This is a genomic window from Shewanella sp. BC20 (genome assembly GCF_003129585.1).
In the GTDB taxonomy this organism is placed as follows: Bacteria; Pseudomonadota; Gammaproteobacteria; order Enterobacterales; family Shewanellaceae; genus Shewanella; species Shewanella seohaensis.
The window spans coordinates 144,005-165,820 of the sequence record NZ_NHRI01000001.1; the positions used below are offsets into that span (position 1 = coordinate 144,005).

The window sequence follows — 21,816 nt, forward strand, 5'->3', positions numbered from 1 at the left end:
ATAGCAAATATCTTAACGCATCCAAACAAGGGACTCGATGAATACAGCTCTGCTAGCTAAACAATCATTAATCGAACAGAATCAAACGCTTTTAGCAAGATTCAAGGCCAAAACCCCGATTGAAGAGCTAGTGACGCAGCGCTGTCAGTTCGTCGATTCCCTCGTCAAACAGGCCTGGCAACAACACGGTCTGGACCAATATCCTATCGCCTTGATCGCCGTTGGCGGCTATGGTCGCGGCGAGTTACATCCGCACTCGGATGTCGATTTATTATTCCTGTTCGAAGGCGAGTTATCGCAAGCGGCCGAAACCGCACTGAGCGAATTTATCGCCTTTTTATGGGACGCCAGCCTTGAAATTGGCCACAGTGTTCGCACCCTCAGCGATACCTTAAATCTGGGGCGAGAAGACATTACCATCGCCACTAACCTGCTCGAGGCTCGGTTACTCTCAGGCCCAGAATCCCTGTTCGATCAACTCTATGACGCCATCCGTCAGAGCGATTTTTGGACGTCGAGCCAGTTCTTTATCGCCAAACGTGATGAACAAACGGCCCGCCATGCTAAGGCGAGCGCCTTCGATCTTGAGCCAAATATTAAGAGTTGCCCCGGTGGCCTGCGGGACATTCAAACTATCGCCTGGGTTGCCATGCGCCACTTTGGCGCCTCACGCCTAGAAGAACTGGTTCAATACGAATTTTTAGAGCCCGCCGAGCTAGAAGAGCTGCTCGAGTGTCAGCATTTTCTGTGGAAGCTGCGTTTTGCCCTACACATGGCGGTCGGGCGCGATGAAAATCGCCTGCTGTTCGATGTCCAGCGCCAAGTAGCCGAACTGATGGGCTATGAAGACGCCACTCAACTCGCCGTTGAGCAGATGATGAAACGCTACTATCGCACGGTGCGCCGCGTGATGGAGCTGAACGAAATGCTGCTGCAACTGTTTAAGCGGGCGACACTGGGCCAAACCAAGGCCTTAGAAATTCAAGCGATTGACAATAACTATCAACGCCGCGGTGCCTTTATCGAGGCCCTAAGGGACGATTTATTCGATAGCGGCGAAGAAATTGTACGCCTCTTTGTCCATGTCGCTAAAAACTCCAATATTAAAGGCATTTATGCGCCGACACTGAGGTCGCTAAGGCGCGCACGCCGGGCGCAGCTGCAACCCTTGCAGGAAAATCCGCAGTGCCGCCAAGCCTTTATGGAAATATTAAAGCATCCTCGTGGCATCGCGGCCTTATCGCTGATGCATAAACACGGGGTGCTGTCGGCCTATTTGCCCGCATGGCGCAATATTGAAGGCCAAATGCAATTTGACCTGTTCCATGCCTATACTGTGGATGAACACACCCACAGATTGCTGCTCAATATCGAGCGCTTCTCACAGCCGGAGCAGAAGGAAGAGTTTCCTTTAGGCTCAGTGCTGATCAATCAGTTACCGAAAAAAGGTTTGTTGGTACTTGGCGCAATTTTCCATGATATCGCCAAGGGACGCGGCGGCGATCACAGCAAGCTTGGCTCAAGCGATGCCCTCGCCTTCTGTAAGCTCCATGGCTTGAACGACCACGATGGCCGCTTAGTCGCTTGGCTGGTCGAAAATCACTTAGTGATGTCGGTAACCGCTCAGCGCCGCGATATTTCCGATCCCGATGTGGTGGCCGACTTTGCCAGCAAAGTGCGCGATGCGGTGCATTTAAGTTATTTATATTGCTTAACCGTCGCCGATATCTGCGCCACCAACGAGAAAACTTGGAACAACTGGAAAGGCTCACTGCTGCGTGACTTGTATTTCTCCACCCAAAGGGTGCTGGCACGTGGGAAAGAAAAACCCGTCGATATCCGTGCGCGAGTACGGGAATATCAAGCCAAGGCCAAGAAAGACCTGCTTCGCCGTGGCGTGAAAGAAAAAGATTTAGATACCCTCTGGCAACGCTTTAAGGCCGACTACTTTTTGCGCCACCAGCCGAATCAAGTTGCTTGGCATGCCGAAGCTATCCTTAAGCATAAACAGCTAGATGAGCCGCTGGTGCTGGTGTCCAAACACACGACACGCGGCGGCACAGAGCTCTTTGTCTACTGTCAGGACAGACCTAAGCTGTTCGCCACCGTGATGGCGGTGCTCGACAATAAAAACATCAACGTCCACGATGCTAACATTATGACATCGAAGGATAATTACGCCCTTGACACCTTCGTTATCCTCGAGCAAGACGGCGCCCCCGTGAGCCAACTCTCACGCATTCAGAGTATCCGTAAGGCCCTTGAAAAGGCGCTTGCAAGCGATAACCCTAAGCTGCCGCGCTTTAGAAAGCTGTCACGCAAGATGAAACCTTTTAATGTTCCCACTCAGGTGAGTTTCCTTGAGAGTAACCGTCATGGTACAAGTATGATGGAACTCATCGCCTTGGATACGCCGGGATTATTAGCTAAAGTGGGCGATATTTTTTATCGCTGCAACACGACCTTGCTGGCCGCCAAGATCACCACCATTGGCGAGCGAGCCGAAGACTTTTTTATTTTGCAAACCAATGATGGCTTGCAACTCAATGAAACCCAAGAGAATACGCTCAAGGAAGCCTTGATTAGCGCGCTGAGCGCCATCAACACAGAGTCAACCAATTAACCAAAACGGGAGAAGTAAATGGAGGCTTTACGCCAACGTATTGAGGCCGCATTTGAAGCGCGTGCCGACATCACACCAAGCACTGTTGACGCAAGCGTGCGTAACGATGTGCAAAATGTCATCAATATGCTCGATAAAGGTGAACTTCGCGTCGCCGAGAAAATCGATGGCCAATGGCATGTACATCAATGGTTGAAGAAGGCGGTATTACTGTCATTCCGTATTTTCGATAACGCGGTTATCGATGGTGCCGAAACCAAATATTTCGATAAAGTACCGTTAAAGTTCGCCGAGTATGACGAAACCCGCTTTAAAGCCGAAGCTATCCGTGTGGTGCCATCGGCAACCGTACGTAAAGGCTCTTTTATCGGTAAAAACACTGTGTTAATGCCTTCTTACGTGAACCTTGGCGCCTACGTTGACGAAGGCACTATGGTTGACACTTGGGCAACCGTTGGCTCATGTGCGCAAATCGGTAAGAACGTGCACTTATCCGGTGGTGTGGGCATCGGTGGCGTACTCGAGCCGCTGCAAGCAGGTCCTACCATTATTGAAGACAACTGCTTTATCGGCGCACGCTCTGAGATTGTCGAAGGCGTTGTCGTTGAAGAAGGCTCTGTGATTTCAATGGGCGTTTATATCGGCCAAAGCACCCGTATCTATGACCGTGAAACGGGCGAGATCCACTATGGCCGCGTACCAGCTGGCTCTGTCGTGGTATCGGGTAACCTGCCATCGGCTTGCGGTAAATACAGCCTATACGCTGCCATCATTGTGAAAAAAGTGGATGCGAAAACCCGCGGTAAAGTGGGCATCAACGAACTGTTACGTATCGTCGATTAAGCCATATTCATGCTGTACACCATGCCAAAATGCCAAGCTAAAGCTTGGCATTTTTTATGGTAAAAACACACTCCAAAGGGCTCAAAGACACATCAAGTTACACCGAGACACACTCTGTTCCCAACCCCACATTTAGATACACTTCTGCGGCCAAATCCCTCTGCAAGGCCCGTAAAAACAGACTTTACTCAAAGGGTCTACTCACCCGTCAAGGAGCTAAAGATGAAAGCAACATTGGTAAAATTGGGCGGTGCCGCCCTGCTCTGCAGCTTAGGAATAAGCTCAAACGCTTTTGCCGCCATGGACCCACAGTTAGAAAATACCTTAGTGGCCGTTTGTAAGGCTGGCGCCAGTAATAATCTGGTCTCGTTCGGCAACACCATGAAGGAATATCGCATCAACCAAGCTCGGATATTCCCTCGTTTAGTCTGTAACGGCGAAAACTTCCATCAGTTCGCCCTCAGCCAAGGCGCCGACAAAACCGCCAAACGTATTGGTCGTTATGTACAAGGTACTGTCACCATTAAAGATATTGCACAAAATTCAATGGATGAGGTTTATGCCGTTAATTTCTAATTTGAACGTCACGGCAAGATTAGGCGTCACTTTGACGCCTTTTTATTGTCACCGATTTAAGGGGAAAATCCATTGATAGAGAGGTAGAGCACAAACCGCTGATACCTTAGATTTAGTTCATAAAACCAACGCAGCTAACAACCAACGTAATTAAATCAATCGCTCCGCCTCTTGGCGATCCTTATTTGCCATGGCGATGGTCCGCCAGCCAATCACACCTATCGCATGTTTGGATTTATTCACTACAACCAGAAACTCAGTATCCATTTGATTTAGCAGCTGCAATGCATCTTCAGAGGTGGCGACATCGCTAATCAAAGGCACTGAGTGCTCCATAATCTGATGAGCTTTTTTACGCAGGAATGCCCTGTCGTGTTCCCGCTCCGCCGCAGTGCCAATCAAGGGGCTAAGCCAATAATCCACTAGGCGCTGAGTGATAACACCGATGATTTTATGGTTTTCATCCAGCACCACCGCCACCTTGGCATGGGCAGTGGTTAATAAACGTTTGATATCGGCAAGCTCATGATCGAGCGTCACCGACACCACAGGCTCCAATACCGCAGCGCCGATATGGTCACTGATACTCAGCTCGCGATTGATTAAAATCTCTAAACAAGTATCGACAATTTTCGCGTCAAACAAGGTGCCTCTACCCGCCTTTAATACCTCTGTCATTTTAGCCAGTCCCATAGAGGGCCGATAAGGGCGATGGGATAAGATGGAGTCGGCCACATCGGCCACGGCAATGATCTTGGCCTCATAAAGGATCGCTTTATCCTTCAAGCCTAAGGGATAACCCGAGCCATCGAGCCGCTCGTGATGCTGTAAAATCATCTGCTTAATCGGCCAAGGGAATTCCACATCGGCAACAATTTCGGCCCCATGCAACGGATGGGTTTGGATTAATGCGTACTCTTCTTTGGATAATTTGGAGGGTTTAGTCAAAATCTGCGACGGGATCGCAAGCTTACCAATATCGTGCACCAGCGCACCGATTTTAAGCCCTTCTAATCGCTGCGGTTCAAGCCCGAGTTTTTCACCAATCAAATAGCTTAACTGGGCAACCGATTTTTGGTGCCCAGCGGTATAGGCATCTTTTAACTCAAGCGCCTCCGAAATCGCGCTGATAAGCTGGGTCAAGGATTGGGATAACTGCTCCTTTTGCGCCTTAATGATTTTTGATTGGCGCGACACCGCCCGCAGACTGCGGGGAAGCTCAATCGAATGCCATAAAATACTCGCAAAAGTCAGGAGTGAACGGGCATCATTGCGGCTATAGGGTTCGTCTCGCCCCAGCACACACACTATCCCCACCAAGCGGTTATGAAAAACAATCGGCACTGCAAGATAGCGCTCGCCCAGTAATAAGCGGTCAAACAACAAATTATCGGGTCGATTATCCGCTAACGTATTCTCAATTATGGGTTTGTAGTCTTTAGCACATTCCTGCCATAGCTGACTTTCCAGCTCAGAGGCTTGAGTGTTTTCTTCTACAAATTCGGCTTGATTGACCTTGGGCGCAGGATAGTCCGAACGGGCCACTAAGGTGAGGGATTTGGATTTATCATTATGCAGCAAGATAAAACCGTAGTGGCTGTTCATTAATGCAATCGCCTTAGCCACAGCGACCTTAAACACTTGTTCCTGTGGAGATTGGATCACGTCATCAATATGTTGCAGCCAGGCATCGCTCGCTTGAATCGCTTGGCGATAATCAGAATGCAGCCCATTGAGCGGCCATTCTTCAAAATTAATCTCGGAAAGAATGAGCTGCCAGCCCTGCTCAGGAATAGCGTACAGGCCAAAATGCACCCGTATCCCCTGATTATCCCGCAACACCAGTCCAATATAATCATCGGTGCGTTTCAGAATATCGCGGCAAAGATCGGCATTAAATTCAGTAAATAACTGACAAATTGGCTGATGGATGATTTGTGCCGCCGAGCGTTGGCACCTTTGATAAAATGCTCTGCTCATGCACTGCACTCTAAACTGACTATCTAGCCGAGCCCAAGACAGAGGCAAATCCTCGGGCAAGTCTTTAATTTCAATAATGAGGCTACGGCTCATAGACATCAAACACCCCTTCCATGATTAATCTACTGGTCGAACAACAGGCTCAAATCAGCCACTTGAAGTTCAACTCAGGGTGCAATATTAAGGTGATTACACCTTAATATTGCAATTAACCATACTGATGGCAAGCCCAAAGCCGTGTGTTAATCCTAAAGTCTTAATTGGTAAGTCCGCAGCTATATTTCAAGTTCATACAAAAAAGTTAGCCTTAAAAAACAATGGTTTTATTACCGTAAACCACCACTTGCTCATTCAGCACTAGCTGTAACGCTTTGCTGAGGACACTTTTTTCGACATCGCGCCCCGCTTTGGCCATTTCAAGCGCACTGTAACTATGATCGACGGGGATCACGTCCTGCTTAATGATTGGCCCTTCATCGAGGCAATTATTCACAAAATGCGCAGTCGCGCCGATGATCTTTACCCCTCGCTCCCAGGCTTGGCGGTAAGGTGCAGCCCCAATAAAGGCAGGCAAGAAAGAGTGATGAATATTGATGATACGGTTTGGATATTCGGCGACAAAATCCGGCGTCAGCACCCGCATATATTTGGCGAGCACCAGATAATCGGGCGCATATTGCGACACGGCGGCCAATAACGCCTGCTCATGCTGAATTCTGTCGAGCCCTTCGTGACTGACAAGGTGAAAAGGAATATCAAATTTTTCAACCAATTCCCTTAACACGTCATGGTTACCCACCACGGCTGCAATCTCAACATTCAAGCCGCCATAGTAGGCCTTCATCAGCAGATCGCCCAAACAATGGGCCTCTTTGGTGACTAATACGACGATACGCTTCTTGCCCGCGCTGACCAAGGTCATATGATTTTGGGCGGGTAACACCTCACGCAGATCCTGCAGTAATTGCTCGCTGTTAAAGTGCCCCTCAAGCTCAGTACGCATAAAAAATCGCCCCTGAGCATTATCCACAAACTCACTGTTTTTGATGATGTTAAGCTGATGATTAAAACAAACACTGGTGATTTTAGCGATAAGCCCTTGGGCATCAGCGCAATCTGTCATCAGGATTTTACGTGCTAAGGCGGGTTGCGCGTTTGATACTTGTTCATACTGTGACTGCAAAATCTGATCTCCTCTATGGTCCCTCATTCGAGTGTGCCATAGCCAATCAGGCCGTACAGCATGAAAAGCTTATTTTTTGTGATAAAAAGTGAATTTATTGTGAGTTAACTTTATTAAACACAATAAAGCAGCGATTAATTTCAATAAGATTCAATATTAACGCCGGGTATCTAAATAACGCTGCAAGACTTTGCGTAGGGTTTCGGCCTTAGTGCCGTAGACCACTTGCACGCCTTTGCCCATCACAATCACGCCCTTAGCACCGAGCTGGCTGAGTCGCACTTTATTGACGAGCTCAGGGCTGTGCACACTCAAGCGTAACCGAGTAAGACAAGCATTAAGTTCGACAATATTCTCACGACCTCCTAATGCCGCAATGATGGCTCTTAAGCTCTCTTTGGCGCCATGGGGTTCATCGGGTTCGAGTCGTCCTGGCGTCTTTAAATTAAATGCCAGAATACTTCCCCTAAACAGCAGGTAATAAATCAGCGCCGTCAGCGGCCCTAAGAATACAAACCAGCCCGTATTGCGCGAGAGGGAAAACAGCAGCGTGAAATCCACCAGCCCATGGGAGAACACGATACTGTGGTGAATGTCGAGCATGATGCAGACAAAATATGCCAATCCCGACAGCAACACATGGATAAGAAACAGGATAGGTGCCACAAACATAAAGGCGAACTCAATCGGCTCTGTGACTCCGGTCAGCCAACTGGCCGCAGCAGCAGAAAGCATAATTCCCGCGACCCGATTACGCTCCGAAGGATCGGCGCAGCGCCAAATGGCCAGTGCCGCCGCGGGAAGTCCCCACATTTTAATCAAATAACCACCCGCTAAATTTCCCGCTTGCGGATCGCCGGCTAAATAGCGCGCCACTTCACCCCGAACCACTTCCGAATTCTGTAACTGGTATTGGCCGACTTCTAAATAGAAAGGCGCATTCCAGATATGATGCAAACCAAGGGGAATGAGTAAGCGTTCGAGCGCGCCATAGACCCCAAAGGCGATGGCCGGTTTTTGGTAAACCGCCCAGTCGGACACACGCTCGATGAGCAGAGATAACGGCGGCCACACATGGGCAAGGATATAACCTAAGCCCATCGCCAACGGAATGATCAATAAAGAAGCGCTACGTCGCCCTTCAAAAAAGGAGAAAATCGCTGGCAGGCGAATATATTGGCTCCAGCGCACGGCAAAGCAAGTCACGCCACCAATCAACATGCCGCCGGCAATCCCAGTGTCTAAGGTTTCCATACCGAGTAATAATTGGGTCGGCAGTTGGTAAAGATCCGCTAACGCGGCTAAGGTGGCCGTCATCACCCCATAACCAAATACGGCAGTAAAAGCGGCGATGCCTTGATCGCGGCAAAACCCTATCGCCACCGCCACCGCAAACAAAATAGGCATGATGGCGAAAATCAGTTTGCCAACCGCCAGCATTAGTACGGTTAGCACCTCGGGCATAAAAGGGATTGGACTCACGGTTAAGCCCAGCATCACACCCGCGGCCGGTAAAATCGCAATCGGGATTAACAGCGCCTGACTTAAGCGCTGGGCAAATTTAAACCACTGCTGAGTAACGAAATGACCTAAGCGGCGCGTTCGGATTTGACGATTTGATTCCAGCTTTCCAGCCATTTTATCGCTTCGACCTCGGGTTCCATGGTTTCACAGGCATCAATTTCAAGACGCGTCACAACGGGTTTGGCGCCTAGTTCACTGAGCAATTCATCTACCGATTTACCCGCACCACAAAAGGTATCGTAACTCGAATCGCCGAGTGCTATCACACTGTATTTCAGCTCAGGCAGATAAGGCGCCGTCTCCTTAAGATGAGAGTACCAAGGCTGGATATCGTCGGGTAAATCCCCTTGCCCAGTGGTCGAGGTCACCACCACTAACAACTCATCCTGTGGCGGCGTAAATTGGCTAATTTCATTCGGTTGCCACAATTTGGCCTCATAACCGAGTTCTGTCAGCGCTTTTTCTAAGGTTTCGGCGGTAAATTGTGCGCTACCATACACAGTGCCAAACACCAGATTAACTTTTTTCATGATATACTCCGTGCCACATGCGTAAACGCAACTTAGCTGAAGTTACTTTATTGTGAGGCTTTAGGGCAAGCAACAAGGTAAAAATTTTATAAATCAAGTTATTGAGCATGGGGAAGCGAACTGATGCGACAGAGCAATAGGCAAAAACACCTCAAGCACCAACATAAAACCACCCAAATTAGACGCAAACATTACTTTCACGCCGCCCAACAAAATCTGCAATTCCCGCTAACCGTTCCGGCGGAATACTCAACCTTAGCCAGCTTGATATCCAGTCTCAAACCAACCAGTAGTTAAGACCGCCGAATGTTGCGATGAATTACATGCAACTAAGCAGATTGCTAAGATGCAAGCTTAAGTGAACACTCGCCTTAAACGCACAAACAAGTATTGTCTTAAACGGTCGTAGTTTGCTCTGCAATCAACACACTTGGCTCTCGACAAAGCGCGTTATCGTCCCAGCCCAATCCTGCAAACACGGTTCCCCATTCTGGCTCAAGCTCGGTTTCAATACTTAAGCGCTCAAGTGTCACCGGGTGAGTGAAGGTTAACTTCTTCGCAATCAGCCACAATCGATTGATATCGAAATGCGCACGGAAAAACGCATTTTGCTTCCCATCGCCGTGGGTGGTATCGCCAATAATCGGATGGCGTAAATGCGCCATATGGCGTCTGAGTTGGTGCTTACGCCCCGTTTTTGGGCTCAGTTTCACTAACGCGAAGCGGCTGGTTGCATAACGCCCCGACGGATAAGGAATTTCGGTGTTTAATAGCGGCTCATATTGAGTCACTGCATCCTGCGCGGCCTTATCTTGATTGGCAAACTTGTCAGCCACCTCATCCAATTCGACTTTAAGCGCATAATCCAAAATGCCACTCTCGTGCATATTGCCACGCACCAGTGCCAAATATTGTTTTTCAATACTGTGGTTGGCAAATTGCTCGCAAAGGGCGTTGGCCACCTCACTGCTTTTGGCAAATAACAACACGCCCGAGGTGGGTCTATCTAAACGGTGAACCGGAAACACGTGGCAACCGACCAAGTCACGAGTCAGTTGCATCGCAAAAAAGCGCTCACGCCGCGCTAAGTAGCTGCGATGAACCAATAATCCCGCGGGTTTGTGGATAGCCACCAAGTGCTCGTCTTGATACAAAACACGCAGCTCTGGCGCAGGCTCTGACTGTTCGTCACTCTCGGTCTGGTTATATTTATCCTCTGGCATATCCAGCCAATCATCATCTAGGTTCATTTAACAACATATCCAATTCATTTAAGACACCGATTAAAGGCGCTAACGCCGCTTGTTCGGCCCACACATGTTCCGCCATCGGGGCTATCGCAATTTTGCTTGGCAAAGGTTGCCCCGTATCGATAAGGGCTTGCATGCGTGGAATAAAGATAAACTGCAACCATTGCGCTAACGACATCAGATCGCAGGCAAAAGGCGCCGTACTGGCCATGGCTTCATCACTGGGCGCACTGGTAGACCAAAGCCCGGCACTTTGTAGCTCGTGGGCAATTTGGGCTAGTTTGGTTTGAGTTTGGCTGTAAAGCATAGATATAAGGTCCATTAAGCCACAGTCATTCGACAATTTAGCGCTGCGACTGAGGCGATAAAACTGTGGCAATCATACCATCGCGGACAACTTCCCCCTATAATGTCGCCAATTTATTGAGCCTTTTTGATTGATATGGCAGCCAAATGACTGAAATTACCACGCTTAGCCAATTTTTAACGACAGCCAAAACCCAATTCCAAGTCTATGAATTAGGACGAAGAGTGCAGCACATCGATATGCTGGCCTTCCATCAAATCGAATCATTAGTCACGCCCTACCCTTACCCCATACAAGGGCATGCCCAATTTGCCATCGTGTTTTGGAATGAGAGCCAACAGCACTTTATTTGGTTCCTAAAGCTACCGTTAGACGAACAAGGACTGCTCTCGCCTGCGCCGCGCTCACAGTTTATTGAAATGGTATTAACGGCACTGGGGCAAGATCCGACTCAGCCATTAACCGATGAACAGCAGGATCGCCTCGCTAACAATCCGTTTAGCTTTAAGCCCAGCCAAGAAAAACTGGCTGTATTTAACGCCTTAGTGCGTAAACAGTTAGGTTTAAGCGCTTCTATTCAATATGAATTTGCAGTGCAATATCTCTCGGGACAAATTGCAACGAGTGAATGGCAGCATATTGGCCTGCAAGGTTTGAGCGACGTGTGTGTTCGCCTTGGCGAGTTAGATCACGAGCAGCAACTCCTTGCCAGTTTTGACAATAGTGCGATTGAAGTACAAATTGCCCTGTGCCAATGTCTCGAACACCTGCATTTAACAGAAGCGCTCGCCAATAAGCTTTACGCTAAGTTTGTGGCGGCTCCTCCCGAGTACCAAGCCTATTACTTGCGCGCACTCGCCTCTCATACCGAATTGAGTCAGCAAGCCCTCGCCCATCTTCAACAAACCGAGCGCTTAGAGGCCAATGAACTCATCAGCATCGCGGGCCGAAACTGGACCGTATTAAAGCAAGAGCTGAGTCGCAGTATTTACCTGGAAGCACTGGCACGACAACCCCAAGCCTTTTTTAATCAGATCTTTGCTGATATTGTGGCGATTCCCAGTTTGCGTAACCACTTATTGGGGGAGCTAAGAAACCCCAATCGGAGTGTTCAACTATCACAGGCCATTGGCGGCTTGTTTAAGGCTACGAGTAAATGATGTCAGATCTGCTGTTAATTATTGCGCTAGTTGTGGTTGCGGCCTTCTTTTGGCAATTACGTCAAATGGCAGAATTGAGCCGTATTTTTGCTGAAAAAGAATGTTGCCGACAAAAAGTACAGCTCTTAGCCATCGCAATGGAAACGGCTCGCCCCAGCCTTGGCGGCACGACAGGGATCTGTTGGAAGGCAAAATACCTATTCGAGTTCAGCACCGATGGCATCAATCAATACCGCGGTCATATTTGGATGTTAGGGAAAAAAGTGCAGAAGATTGAATGGCCTATTTTCCCAGAGCCAGAATGGCAAGAAGCACCAATGGCCAAAGGCAAGTTTGGTGGTTGCGGCAGCCAAAGTAGTTGTAGCTCGGGCAAATGTCACTAAGCGACTGCCGTTTACCTTTAGATAAAGCTGGACTGAATAGATAACGCCGAGCCGTATAGAGAACACTAAGCCATAACTCGGCTCTAATCCGCAATTAGCTTTATCTGTGTGAATATCAAAAAGAAAGGGCGTGGTCTAAGACCACGCCCTTCTGTTCTCTGTTAAGCTATCCCGCTATTTTCGTGCTCCCTGCACCATCCATGCGTCAACTTGCGTCCTGCATCATCCCTGTTCAATCCGTGATATTTCCCTGTACTCAACGTACTTCCCTATCTCTTGGCGTTCCTTTTACCAAGCTTGCTCTTTCCTGAGCGGTTCCAGCATCATCCGTGAAATAGGTTCAGTAGCATCCTTTCTGTTGCACTCCATGTGCCATTGCAATCCTGTGCAATTAGGCTATCTATCCCTGATAGTCTTTCCTTCCGTGGTTCGCATCGCTTTCATCCTGAAAGTCTCTCCTTACAACTCCATGAGTGTTTATTCCTTAAACACTGTTCAGTCATCCTGACTGCTAACTTCCTGTTCGCTGTAGTTCCGTCTACAAATGAATTCTACGACAGCTATGGCAGCTCGGCTTTCGCAAAAGATAAAAATGTAAGCCGCAATATTAAGTTCATAATGGAAAATAATTCTTAACATATTGATTATACATGCATTACCTAAAATTAGGTAGTCATTGTCAGTCAAAAAACTTACAAATCACTTACAGCCTTGTGAGATATATCTCACAAGAAGTCGGGCAATTTATCCCATTTAAAGGCACAAACAATGATTAATTCCGAGACGTTTAAACACGACAAAGGAAATAGCGACTGCATAAAAGAGTAAAAATCGTCCGCTAGATTTTTTTTTCAGATATACCGCACGTAAAAGTGGACATTATGACGTACCGTAAAAATAGGCGTCGGAGAATAGAAAAAAGAAAGGGGCGCACTATGTGCACCCCATTTATCCTCTGCAAGCCATCCTGCTTGATTGTGCTCCCTGCACCTTCCTTGCGATCGTTTGCTCCCTGCAAGCGTCCTTCGATCCCTTTATTTCCCTGTGCAGTGAAGTCTCCACTACACTCAATCCTTTGACCCGAATATCCTATTTCGGCTCCTGTCACCTCCAGTGACTCATCCCAATCGCGTCCTGCTGAATCCTTTCCTAACCTTAGTACAAGCTGTTCACCCTTATACTTATCCTTTTACTCGATACTTCCTGCATCCAGTAACGCTTAATCCTTAAGCTTGTCCTTTTCATCCTGAAACCTGCTATCCCAGCAGATACAACGTCCTCTATCATCCATGAGAAAGCAGCCTTGCTTTTCCTTAGCCTATCCTAGGCAGATGACAGTTTTCCTACTGTCAGTGGTTCAAATCCAAGAACCTGAATTCGTCGCTTCTTGCGTCCCTCTCGTCTGTATTGCAATCCCTGCTGTCCATTTGCTTTGGCGATGAGTTAATTCTACGTGGTTCTCGCTATTTTTGTTTCGGTTAAAGAACACACACTAGCGCACTTTTCATACAACCAAGCTTTATTAAAACATAACACTATGATTTTAAATGCAGTTTAAAAGCTGTGATTACAAAACAGTCAGTAAGAAAACATTTTATCCTACAGGCTTTGTAAGCGATCTCTCACACGGGTGTCAGCTTCTCACTGGTGAGGGACATTTAGCACTTCAACTTACCAGTGATAATTTGTGCAAACATCACCCAATCCCCCATCAAACTGTACAAGGGATATTGGAATGTCGCGGGGCGATTATGCTCAAACACAAAGTGTCCCACCCAAGCAAAACCATATCCCACTAGGGGGATAAACAGTAAAAGCCAACCATTTGCGAAAAACAGTGCAGCCCCGAATAACAGGATCACCAGAAAACTGCCAATAAAGTGCAGTCGCCTACAGCTCAAGTTTTGGTGCTGTGAGAGATAAAAAGGGTAAAACTCAGCAAAGGAGCGGTAAGGTTCATTCATCTTGTTGACCCGTATAAAAGAGTAATTGCCCTGCCACGTTGCCGATACTCAATTCGCCGAGGGAGACAAAATCATGTTGCATAAATAACTGGCTATGGGCTTCTAGGGTAGTAAAGACCCCAATCCCCTCAAGCTCGGGCTGCTCATCGCACCAACTTACTACGGCTTGCACGAGTTGATGACCTAACCCCTTTCCCTGCTCATTGGGCGCAAGGGCAATAAATTGTAGGATCCCGCAGTGCTCGCTCGGCAGCAGCTCGACGATGCTCGATTCTTTCTTCATCATCGCCTGAGTCGATTGCCAGCCCGTGCCGAGCAACATCTTGAGTCGCCAGTGCCAATAACGCCCCTCCCCGAGGGGCACTTCCTGAGTAACCACACAGGCAACACCGACTAAGCGTGTTTGGTCAAACAGCCCGATTAAGGCTTGCTTCTCCTGCCAGAGCGCATTCAACTCTTCACGGATTGCGGCACGTAATTTTTGTTCGTAGGCGAATTTGTCTGAATTGGATAAAGCATCCACAAAGAAAGGGTCGTCATGATAGGCGTTATAGAGAATCGAAGCGGCGAGGCGTAAATCTTCGGCGGTGAGATAAACTGCACGGCACTCATCCAAGGTATTATTGTCCATTATTAGAATTCCTTGATTTAGATCACACTCTTAGGAGTAATTATCACTGTATCAAGGAAACAAAAAAGTGCAAATTTTAATCATAGATTGCATTTTTCAGTGAGTTGCATACCCTAAATAAAGGCACACAGAGAGGATGCGAGCATGGATACAACGCCAGTCGATTTAAGTCATCTGTTTGAACAGTTGGGATTAGCCAATCAAGCTCAAGCCATAGGGCAGTTTATTGCGACCCATCAACTTCCCCCAGAGACACACTTAACCGAAGCGCCATTTTGGACGCAGGCACAAAAGAGTTTTCTGACCGAGGCATTAGAGGCCGATGCCCAGTGGACCGAACTTATCGAGCAGCTCGATGTGCAATTAAGAAAGCCCTAATGGCTTAGGGCTAACACTGAATCACTTCATGGCGAGTTGCGTTGAGTCGTTAAATTTTGCTGTAGGCGGTGTCGCCCCAACCGACTAACACACTATTACTTAAGACGATTGGCGTACATTCATCCTTAGTGGTTTTACCGTCACTGTTGGTATGCTGGGTGCGATAAAAGAGGACCAACACTTCTTTATCGGCTTGGCCGTCTTTCTGTTGCAGATAAGATTCGCTAAAGTCCGAGGCACCCATCAGGGTCATCACTTGGTCTTTGCTCATGCCAAGGCTGAGCTTAGTCAGATTATTGCGGTTTTTATCCTGTGTTTTTTCCCAAGATTCGTTGCTATCCCACTTAGATTCACTGTCGCCGACATTGACCACACAACCGCTAAGACCTAAGCTTGCTAACCCTAAAAACGTGACCGCGATGAGTTTGCGATTAATATTTGCGTTCATATTATGACTTCCTGTGTACTTGTTATAAAAATGCTTAAAAAGCAAAATCAATGCCAAACGGCAATACATTGATTTATAAGAACTAAAATAACCACATCACAGTAAGTTAGTGAAAAACACGATATACATTAAGGAATTTCACTTATTATGAGTCCGATTGACCAAGTGTTAGCAGCAGCGTGCGCACTCGAAGCCAGTGGTAAAACCCCAAGCCTTGCACTGATAAAAAGCCGCGTCGGTAACAAAATTCCCATGCCGCTGTTAATCCAAGGATTACAGCAGTTTAAATCGATACCCAAAGCCGAGCGTGAGCGTTTAGCAGCCCAATCACAGCCAGTGGTCGAAGAAACTGACACCGCCAAAGCTTCGCCACTCACAGTCGCCACATTGGCGCAACAGTTAGCCCAGTTACAACAGGGCATTGAACAGGCACTCGCGTTAAAAAACAACGAGATCATGCAACTCAAAAATGAACTTATCGAGCTGAAACAACGTGTCAGTCAACTCGAATCCCAAGGAAAATCCGCTTAATGTTTGTCACCGAATTGCGCTTTGAATGCTTTGCCGATACCACCATCAGTGCGGCAGAACGTGCCATCAATCAATTACTCGAAGCCTACCGCGCTAATGGCCAAATCCTTGGCCGCGAATTTGCCGTGGCCTTTAATGAGGGCGAATTCCGAGTACGCCTTCTCACGCCTGAAAAAAACAGTTTGAATCATCGTTATCACAGCCCTTGGGTGAAAAAAGCGCTGGCAGAATTAACCGAGGCTAAGCTACTGGCGCCACGCGAAAAATTTATCGGTCAGGATATTAATTCAGAGGTGAGTAACACTGAGCCACCCAGCTGGCAGCTGCTCTACACTAGCTATGTGCATATGTGCTCGCCCCTGCGAAGTGGCGATAACCTATTGCCTATTCCTCTGTACCAAATCCCCGCCACTTTTAATGGCGATCATAAACGGGTTATCCGCTGGCAAACCGAGTGGCAAGCCTGTGATGAGTTACAAATGGCGGCTGCCACTAAGGCAGAATTTGCTGCGCTAGAAGAATTATCCAGCCCAAACAGTGATTTATTTAGGAGGGGTTGGGATTTACGCGGCCGAATCGAATACCTGACCCAAGTCCCCACTTACTATTATTTGTATCGCGTCGGGGGACAGGATCTGCAATCCGAGTTAGCTCGCCCCTGCCCACGCTGTGGCAGTCACGACTGGAAACTCGATGAGCCACTATTAGATATGTTCCACTTTCGCTGCGAACCTTGCCGCATAGTGTCTAATTTGTCTTGGGATCATCAATAACATCCCGTACTGAAGCGCAAACTCGGCAGGCAAAATAGCCGAGTTTGCGAAACAGGTTTGCAAGAGGCTTTTTCAAGAGACCGTTGCAACATTTCCCCGCGCTTAACGCTTACCTATCAGGTTGTGCCACATACGTTTAAAGCTGGCAAAAATCCCCGGATGTTCGAGCGCTGGCATAGGCAATTCTTCATGTTTCACAGGCGGCGCGATACGTGGCGATAACGCCTCAATAAATTCAGCTATACTCGGCGCCAATTGGGCAGAAGGAAGCTCGCCAGGGATTTCAACCCACACACTTCCATCGGAATTATCAACGGTTAGCATCTTATCGCCCTCATCGAGCAAACCAATAAACCAAGTTGCCGGTTGCTTGAGCTTTTGCTTCATCATTAAGTGGCCGATGATATTTTGTTGCAGGGCATCAAAATCCGCCTCGTTCCATACCTGCAGCAATTCGCCCGTACCCCATGGTGAATCAAACAACACGGGCGCTGCAAAATATTCACCATAAAAGTGATTGATATCCGGCCACAATGTTAACTCAAGCGCATGCTCAACATTCGCAAAACTGCCGAGCTGTTCACGCTTAACGGGGAGCCAAGACACCGCCTCATCGGATGATTCATCAAACTCACCTTGAATACACAAAGATGGCTCGCCCTGCGGGTAATATCGCGGTAATTCGCCTAAAGTTGATAGGTAAGACTGATGATAGTTTTGCAAAAATTTATCGAGAGCAGGCAGACAAGACACTTAAGCACAATCCAATTTCGGGTATAATGTGCGCCTATTTTGACATGGAAACAGTATTGATGACACAGAATCACGATCCCTATAGTGATGCAAAAGAGCTTGCCGGCCTAACCTTAGGTAAAGCCACGGATTACCAAGCCGAGTATGATGCGTCGCTGCTGCAAGGGGTTCCTCGCTCACTTAACCGTAACGCTATCAACCTCACGGCGGAAAGTTTGCCTTTCCACGGAGCCGATATCTGGACGGCCTATGAGTTGTCATGGCTAAACGCCAAGGGCAAACCTATGGTGGCTATTGCCGACATTCAGCTAAGCCATGAAAGCCAAAATCTGATCGAGTCAAAATCCTTCAAACTGTATTTAAACAGTTTTAACCAAACCAAGTTCGACAATATCGAAGCGGTGCAAAAAACCTTAGTGCAGGATCTGAGTGAATGCGCCCAAGGCCAAGTCACAGTGAAGATTATTGAGCCTAAGAGTTTTGGTATTCAACGCGTCGTCGAGCTGCCAGGCACTTGCATTGACGAACTGGATATCGAAGTCAGCGACTATGACTTTAACCCGGATTATCTTGAAAACAGCACAGATGACAAACAGATTGTTGCCGAGACACTCAATTCTAATCTGTTGAAATCAAACTGCTTAATCACCTCTCAGCCGGACTGGGGCAGTGTGATGATCCGTTATCAAGGGCCTAAAATCGATCGCGAAAAGTTACTGCGCTATTTGATTTCGTTCCGTCAGCATAACGAGTTCCATGAGCAGTGTGTCGAGCGGATTTTTGTCGATTTAAAACATTACTGCCACTGCACTAAGTTAACCGTTTACGCCCGCTATACCCGTCGCGGCGGCTTAGACATTAACCCTTACCGCAGTGATTTTGAGCACCCAGGCGAGAGCCACCGCTTAGCAAGACAGTAATCAACTTGCAGCAAAAAGCCCTGAATAATCAGGGCTTTTTTATTATCTGTTGTAAGCTATTCAACCAAGCTCAGAACTTAAACTGTACCCGCACTTAACCCAAATTCGCGCTAAAAATTTCTTGCACTTGGCTCAACGTGGCATTGTTTGGCAGGCTGAAATACAAGTAACCATCGCCACGGAATGCGCGGTCAAGCTCAAGCAATACATGGGTTTGCTCGGCATCGCACACCAGAGAAACCTCTATCTCACGCAAACGATTAAAGCCCATATTGCGCGGCTTAAACTCTAGCTCTTGGTAACAACCCGAAGTGGAACGAAAGGCTCGCGTATTGAGGAAACCTTGCTCCACATCGGCTTTCACCAACACAAAACCAAGGCCCTCCATCGCCTTTAACACATGCTCGGCAATCGCCGTTGGCATAATAACCAGCGCATCGATATCGCTAGGGTCGAGCGCGGTATCTATGTCCACTCCCGTTTGTAACCATACCTGGGATTGATTATTGCGCACAGGGAGCTGAGTAAAAGGGGTTTCGGGGTGCAATTTACCTGAAAACGGGATCTCACGAATTTCACCCGCTTGAATTTCAAAGGACTCAGTTAAGCGCCAGCTCGCCAAACGATGGTTCTTAAAATAGTCGCCGTTATCGCTACTCACTTTCACCTTAGTCATTAGGGCTAAGTCGAGGCCGGAGATCTGCTGCGGCACATTACCGCCTTTAACGACGATAGTGGCATTAAAGATTTGACCTGGCAGCAGTCGATTATCATCTAATTGGGTATCGACCGTCGCACCACCGATACCGACAGAGGCCAGCAATTTTTTAAACATGGTATTTCCTTATGTTGCTAAGGCTGACCGGATAAGCAGCCTTAATACAGCGGTTATTCAATTAATGAGCAGATTTGCACTCGAGCAATAATTGCTGGAAATGCGCGCCTAAATCCTGCTGAGCAAATTGTTCACTGGCGAGTGCCATTTGCTTAAGGCTTTGCATGGCTTGCTCGACGCCCTGCTGTTCAATCAAACTTTTGGCATAGGCCGCCGCATCCGCGCCCTTTTGTAACAGGCTTGCGACTTGATCAAAACTCACCTCTTGTTCCATCACCTTCTGTAAATCACCGAGTAATTCGGCCACTTTTGCCGACTCTACTAAGGCGCCTTCGACACTCACTAATTTACCGAGGGGATCTTGGCTGAGTTTTTCGGCCACACATGCAGACACAGTGCCCGCCGCCGCACTTTGGGCGACCACATCGAGCCCGCGGCTGCGGATTTGCTCAACCACTTGTTGTAGTTGGGGATCTTGAGCAAGCCATGCCTGCTCTAATTGCTGTTTTTCATCGCCACCAAAGTAGCCACAGCCACCGAGCAGTAGCAAAGTGGTGGTCGATAAAAGGCATTTGAATTTCATGATTAACAACCTTGTCAGTGAGTTCTCTGGCATGACTATAGCGAGCTAGGTTTAATCCAAAATGAAATATGAACGGAGGAATAACAAAGTCAGTGAAGGGACAAGGCACTGAGTTAAAAGCAGTAATTCAAAGCGCTAATTCCAAGTACACATTCCAATTACACATTCCAAGTACTCATTTAAAGCACTCGTTGAAAGGGTTTTGAAAGGTTTGCGTAAAGCAGTTATTCAAGAACGAAGGCGACCTAAGCCTTAGTGCGAAGGCCGCACTAGATGGCAGAGCATGCCGCCAGTAATGCAGTGATACTGGTCAGCTGCATCGAAATAGTCACCTTCGCCAACCTGTTATCCTGCACTAAGCTGTCATCATCAACCAAGCTGAGCCCAAAACGATATTCCTCATCAAGTCGGCCAAAATAACTCCGCCAATGCTGGGCATGGGAGCTTGTGGCATTGAGTGCAGTTTCAGGTTCAATCAGCAGCTTAATATTGGAATAAAGTGGAATACGCGATGGGAGTTGAAGATAAGAACAGGGCATAGCTTGGCTCGGTGAAGCAAAGTTCTCTTGCTGCTCAAGCTCAACCCAGTTCGGGGAGTCGACAGTTTGCAGCGCGCCACCATCAACCGCCAGCAAACTGTTTGGTGCTAAGTCAAAGGCAAAGGATTTCAGCGACTGCGCTAGGCCCAAACCCGTTGCCTTGATGTAGGATTCCTTGAGTGCCCAAAGATCAAAAAAGCGCTGCCGCTGCGCATCCTCGCCCTCAAGGGCTAATAAGCCTTCGGCTTCAATCGGGGAGAAATAATGATTAAGGATCGGGTAAATATTAGTACTGGCGCGGGAGCGATCTATATCCACACCCAAGCCTAAACGGGGCTGCGCTGTGTTAGCAGTTTCTCCCTTGTCATCGTCTTGCGCTAAGGCAATCAATAACCAGTCGCCACTGTGGCTCAAGTTAAACTCAATGCCAGTACTCAAAAACTGCTCATGGTTAAGACTGGGTTTGCCCTTTGCCCCATACTCAAAACACCAATCTTGGGGCGCAATCTGTCGTTGGGAGGAGCAAGGTGAGGTTCCACCGCGAGATTGCAGCCCTTGAGATAAGACGCAGCGCAGCGCCGCTCGCACCAATAAGCCGTTCATTTGCGCCTTGGGCGCCCGGTAACGCGCCACTTTAGCGCGCTCGTCCTCACTCAAGAGCGCCATACACGCATTCGTACTGGCCGTATCCATTTCGGTTAATAGTATAAAAAAAAGCTCAATATTCATTAATTTATCCCAACAACCCTTGAGTTTAACCGCTGCCCTATTCTACTCAGTTCTACTCGCCTGACGAGCAGTATCTCAATTTTGTTTCTAATCCTATGAATTTAAATGATTATTTTAACATAGACCCTGTGCTAAACAGGAGTTTGGCTCCCTTGAGCAGAGTCATTTGAACATTAAAAAATCATTTCAAGTCCCATATGATTGTATCGAGCCGAAACCTCAGGTAATCTGCATCACCATTGTGCGTAACAAAACACATAGCTCACGGGTTTTAAGCCTAGATTAAGCATGAGTCCACACTCCGCTTTGGCAGGCAAGTTTAAGCAGTCCCGATAGATTATGTTGGATGAAAATAATAAAGATGGGACAGCAC

At 47.8% G+C, this 21,816-nt stretch carries 22 protein-coding genes; 9 read left to right on the plus strand and 13 right to left on the minus strand.

Features of this window, described 5'->3' with window-relative positions; translation table 11 throughout:
• The first annotated feature begins 37 nt into the window (after positions 1-37).
• From glnD to CBX96_RS00655, 3 genes are all read left to right on the plus strand, one after another.
• A complete protein-coding gene (glnD, locus tag CBX96_RS00645; protein ID WP_011626709.1) occupies positions 38-2,623 on the plus strand; it encodes a bifunctional uridylyltransferase/uridylyl-removing protein GlnD in 2,586 nt (861 codons plus the stop codon).
• A gap of 18 nt (positions 2,624-2,641) precedes the next feature.
• Positions 2,642-3,466: a 2,3,4,5-tetrahydropyridine-2,6-dicarboxylate N-succinyltransferase gene (dapD, locus tag CBX96_RS00650; RefSeq protein WP_109285355.1), complete on the plus strand. Its 825-nt coding sequence runs from the start codon at positions 2,642-2,644 to the stop codon at positions 3,464-3,466.
• Positions 3,467-3,688: 222 nt separating this feature from the next.
• A complete protein-coding gene (locus CBX96_RS00655) occupies positions 3,689-4,042 on the plus strand; it encodes a DUF3718 domain-containing protein (RefSeq protein ID WP_109285356.1) in 354 nt (117 codons plus the stop codon).
• Positions 4,043-4,192: 150 nt separating this feature from the next.
• On the opposite strand, the gene CBX96_RS00660 is transcribed toward CBX96_RS00655, so the two are convergent.
• The 6 genes from CBX96_RS00660 to CBX96_RS00690 form a co-directional block, all read right to left on the minus strand.
• Positions 4,193-6,121, minus strand: coding sequence for an HD domain-containing phosphohydrolase (locus tag CBX96_RS00660; protein ID WP_109285357.1), 1,929 nt, complete (start codon positions 6,119-6,121; stop codon positions 4,193-4,195).
• A gap of 208 nt (positions 6,122-6,329) precedes the next feature.
• The gene (gene purU, locus CBX96_RS00665; RefSeq protein WP_023267379.1) at positions 6,330-7,145 is read right to left on the minus strand and encodes a formyltetrahydrofolate deformylase; all 816 of its coding nucleotides are present in this window, start codon (positions 7,143-7,145) and stop codon (positions 6,330-6,332) included.
• Positions 7,146-7,361: 216 nt separating this feature from the next.
• Positions 7,362-8,843 (minus strand): PTS transporter subunit EIIC, encoded by a 1,482-nt coding sequence (locus CBX96_RS00670; RefSeq protein ID WP_109285359.1) that lies wholly within the window; start codon positions 8,841-8,843, stop codon positions 7,362-7,364.
• Positions 8,795-9,259 (minus strand): flavodoxin, encoded by a 465-nt coding sequence (locus CBX96_RS00675; RefSeq protein ID WP_109285360.1) that lies wholly within the window; start codon positions 9,257-9,259, stop codon positions 8,795-8,797. Before CBX96_RS00675 ends, CBX96_RS00670 begins: the two co-directional genes overlap by 49 nt.
• Before the next feature lie 395 nt (positions 9,260-9,654).
• A complete protein-coding gene (truC, locus tag CBX96_RS00685; protein ID WP_109285361.1) occupies positions 9,655-10,509 on the minus strand; it encodes a tRNA pseudouridine(65) synthase TruC in 855 nt (284 codons plus the stop codon).
• The gene (locus CBX96_RS00690; protein ID WP_109285362.1) at positions 10,496-10,816 is read right to left on the minus strand and encodes a YqcC family protein; all 321 of its coding nucleotides are present in this window, start codon (positions 10,814-10,816) and stop codon (positions 10,496-10,498) included. Before CBX96_RS00690 ends, truC begins: the two co-directional genes overlap by 14 nt.
• Before the next feature lie 146 nt (positions 10,817-10,962).
• Here CBX96_RS00690 and CBX96_RS00695 point away from each other — a divergent pair, with 146 nt between their 5' ends.
• The gene (locus tag CBX96_RS00695; protein WP_109285363.1) at positions 10,963-11,976 is read left to right on the plus strand and encodes a DUF3549 family protein; all 1,014 of its coding nucleotides are present in this window, start codon (positions 10,963-10,965) and stop codon (positions 11,974-11,976) included.
• Positions 11,973-12,359, plus strand: coding sequence for a DUF3301 domain-containing protein (locus CBX96_RS00700; protein WP_011623404.1), 387 nt, complete (start codon positions 11,973-11,975; stop codon positions 12,357-12,359). The genes CBX96_RS00695 and CBX96_RS00700 overlap by 4 nt, the downstream gene beginning before the upstream one ends.
• 1,658 nt (positions 12,360-14,017) lie before the next feature.
• Here CBX96_RS00700 and CBX96_RS00710 read toward each other — a convergent pair.
• A complete protein-coding gene (locus CBX96_RS00710) occupies positions 14,018-14,323 on the minus strand; it encodes a DUF962 domain-containing protein (RefSeq protein WP_109285365.1) in 306 nt (101 codons plus the stop codon).
• A complete protein-coding gene (locus CBX96_RS00715) occupies positions 14,316-14,954 on the minus strand; it encodes a GNAT family N-acetyltransferase (protein ID WP_109285366.1) in 639 nt (212 codons plus the stop codon). Before CBX96_RS00715 ends, CBX96_RS00710 begins: the two co-directional genes overlap by 8 nt.
• A gap of 144 nt (positions 14,955-15,098) precedes the next feature.
• Here CBX96_RS00715 and CBX96_RS00720 point away from each other — a divergent pair, with 144 nt between their 5' ends.
• Entirely contained in the window at positions 15,099-15,332 is a 234-nt protein-coding gene (locus CBX96_RS00720) for a DUF2789 domain-containing protein (RefSeq protein ID WP_011623407.1), read from the plus strand.
• A 49-nt stretch (positions 15,333-15,381) separates the two neighbouring features.
• Here CBX96_RS00720 and CBX96_RS00725 read toward each other — a convergent pair whose 3' ends face one another.
• Positions 15,382-15,780, minus strand: a complete 399-nt coding sequence (locus CBX96_RS00725; protein WP_109285367.1) for a DUF3192 domain-containing protein — start codon at positions 15,778-15,780, stop codon at positions 15,382-15,384.
• A 147-nt stretch (positions 15,781-15,927) separates the two neighbouring features.
• On the opposite strand from CBX96_RS00725, the gene CBX96_RS00730 reads away from it, so the two are divergent.
• Together CBX96_RS00730 and CBX96_RS00735 are read left to right on the plus strand one after the other, a co-directional pair.
• Complete coding sequence (locus tag CBX96_RS00730) at positions 15,928-16,311, plus strand: hypothetical protein (RefSeq protein WP_109285368.1); 384 nt, start codon at positions 15,928-15,930, stop codon at positions 16,309-16,311.
• Positions 16,311-17,084 carry a Zn-ribbon-containing protein gene (locus tag CBX96_RS00735; protein WP_109285369.1) on the plus strand — a complete coding sequence of 258 codons (774 nt, stop codon included), beginning with the start codon at positions 16,311-16,313 and terminating at the stop codon, positions 17,082-17,084. The genes CBX96_RS00730 and CBX96_RS00735 overlap by 1 nt, the downstream gene beginning before the upstream one ends.
• Positions 17,085-17,186: 102 nt before the next feature.
• On the opposite strand, the gene syd is transcribed toward CBX96_RS00735, so the two are convergent.
• Complete coding sequence (syd, locus tag CBX96_RS00740) at positions 17,187-17,837, minus strand: SecY-interacting protein (RefSeq protein ID WP_109285370.1); 651 nt, start codon at positions 17,835-17,837, stop codon at positions 17,187-17,189.
• A gap of 59 nt (positions 17,838-17,896) precedes the next feature.
• Between syd and queF the strand changes: the two genes are divergently transcribed.
• The gene (queF, locus tag CBX96_RS00745) at positions 17,897-18,757 is read left to right on the plus strand and encodes an NADPH-dependent 7-cyano-7-deazaguanine reductase QueF (RefSeq protein ID WP_109285371.1); all 861 of its coding nucleotides are present in this window, start codon (positions 17,897-17,899) and stop codon (positions 18,755-18,757) included.
• A 94-nt stretch (positions 18,758-18,851) separates the two neighbouring features.
• Here the strand turns inward: queF and CBX96_RS00750 are convergent, their stop codons facing one another.
• The 3 genes from CBX96_RS00750 to CBX96_RS00760 form a co-directional block, all read right to left on the minus strand.
• Entirely contained in the window at positions 18,852-19,592 is a 741-nt protein-coding gene (locus tag CBX96_RS00750) for a sporulation protein (RefSeq protein ID WP_109285372.1), read from the minus strand.
• Between the two features lie 61 nt (positions 19,593-19,653).
• Positions 19,654-20,175 (minus strand): hypothetical protein, encoded by a 522-nt coding sequence (locus tag CBX96_RS00755; RefSeq protein WP_011623414.1) that lies wholly within the window; start codon positions 20,173-20,175, stop codon positions 19,654-19,656.
• Between the two features lie 269 nt (positions 20,176-20,444).
• Entirely contained in the window at positions 20,445-21,443 is a 999-nt protein-coding gene (locus CBX96_RS00760) for a 4'-phosphopantetheinyl transferase superfamily protein (protein WP_109285373.1), read from the minus strand.
• Positions 21,444-21,816 lie beyond the last annotated feature (373 nt).

Bases quoted from the DNA above. Each gene is read 5' to 3' on its own strand.
- CBX96_RS00690 (WP_109285362.1), bottom strand. From the start codon at position 10,816: ATGCTTTACAGCCAAACTCAAACCAAACTAGCCCAAATTGCCCACGAG.
- CBX96_RS00670 (WP_109285359.1), bottom strand. From the start codon at position 8,843: ATGGCTGGAAAGCTGGAATCAAATCGTCAAATCCGAACGCGCCGCTTA.
- CBX96_RS00655 (WP_109285356.1), top strand. From the start codon at position 3,689: ATGAAAGCAACATTGGTAAAATTGGGCGGTGCCGCCCTGCTCTGCAGC.
- CBX96_RS00735 (WP_109285369.1), top strand. From the start codon at position 16,311: ATGTTTGTCACCGAATTGCGCTTTGAATGCTTTGCCGATACCACCATC.
- dapD (WP_109285355.1), top strand. From the start codon at position 2,642: ATGGAGGCTTTACGCCAACGTATTGAGGCCGCATTTGAAGCGCGTGCC.
- purU (WP_023267379.1), bottom strand. From the start codon at position 7,145: ATGACAGATTGCGCTGATGCCCAAGGGCTTATCGCTAAAATCACCAGT.
- CBX96_RS00675 (WP_109285360.1), bottom strand. From the start codon at position 9,259: ATGAAAAAAGTTAATCTGGTGTTTGGCACTGTGTATGGTAGCGCACAA.
- CBX96_RS00750 (WP_109285372.1), bottom strand. From the start codon at position 19,592: ATGTTTAAAAAATTGCTGGCCTCTGTCGGTATCGGTGGTGCGACGGTC.
- CBX96_RS00725 (WP_109285367.1), bottom strand. From the start codon at position 15,780: ATGAACGCAAATATTAATCGCAAACTCATCGCGGTCACGTTTTTAGGG.
- glnD (WP_011626709.1), top strand. From the start codon at position 38: ATGAATACAGCTCTGCTAGCTAAACAATCATTAATCGAACAGAATCAA.
- CBX96_RS00720 (WP_011623407.1), top strand. From the start codon at position 15,099: ATGGATACAACGCCAGTCGATTTAAGTCATCTGTTTGAACAGTTGGGA.
- queF (WP_109285371.1), top strand. From the start codon at position 17,897: ATGACACAGAATCACGATCCCTATAGTGATGCAAAAGAGCTTGCCGGC.
- CBX96_RS00660 (WP_109285357.1), bottom strand. From the start codon at position 6,121: ATGTCTATGAGCCGTAGCCTCATTATTGAAATTAAAGACTTGCCCGAG.
- CBX96_RS00760 (WP_109285373.1), bottom strand. From the start codon at position 21,443: ATGAATATTGAGCTTTTTTTTATACTATTAACCGAAATGGATACGGCC.
- truC (WP_109285361.1), bottom strand. From the start codon at position 10,509: ATGAACCTAGATGATGATTGGCTGGATATGCCAGAGGATAAATATAAC.
- CBX96_RS00755 (WP_011623414.1), bottom strand. From the start codon at position 20,175: ATGAAATTCAAATGCCTTTTATCGACCACCACTTTGCTACTGCTCGGT.
- CBX96_RS00715 (WP_109285366.1), bottom strand. From the start codon at position 14,954: ATGGACAATAATACCTTGGATGAGTGCCGTGCAGTTTATCTCACCGCC.
- CBX96_RS00695 (WP_109285363.1), top strand. From the start codon at position 10,963: ATGACTGAAATTACCACGCTTAGCCAATTTTTAACGACAGCCAAAACC.
- CBX96_RS00730 (WP_109285368.1), top strand. From the start codon at position 15,928: ATGAGTCCGATTGACCAAGTGTTAGCAGCAGCGTGCGCACTCGAAGCC.
- CBX96_RS00710 (WP_109285365.1), bottom strand. From the start codon at position 14,323: ATGAATGAACCTTACCGCTCCTTTGCTGAGTTTTACCCTTTTTATCTC.
- CBX96_RS00700 (WP_011623404.1), top strand. From the start codon at position 11,973: ATGATGTCAGATCTGCTGTTAATTATTGCGCTAGTTGTGGTTGCGGCC.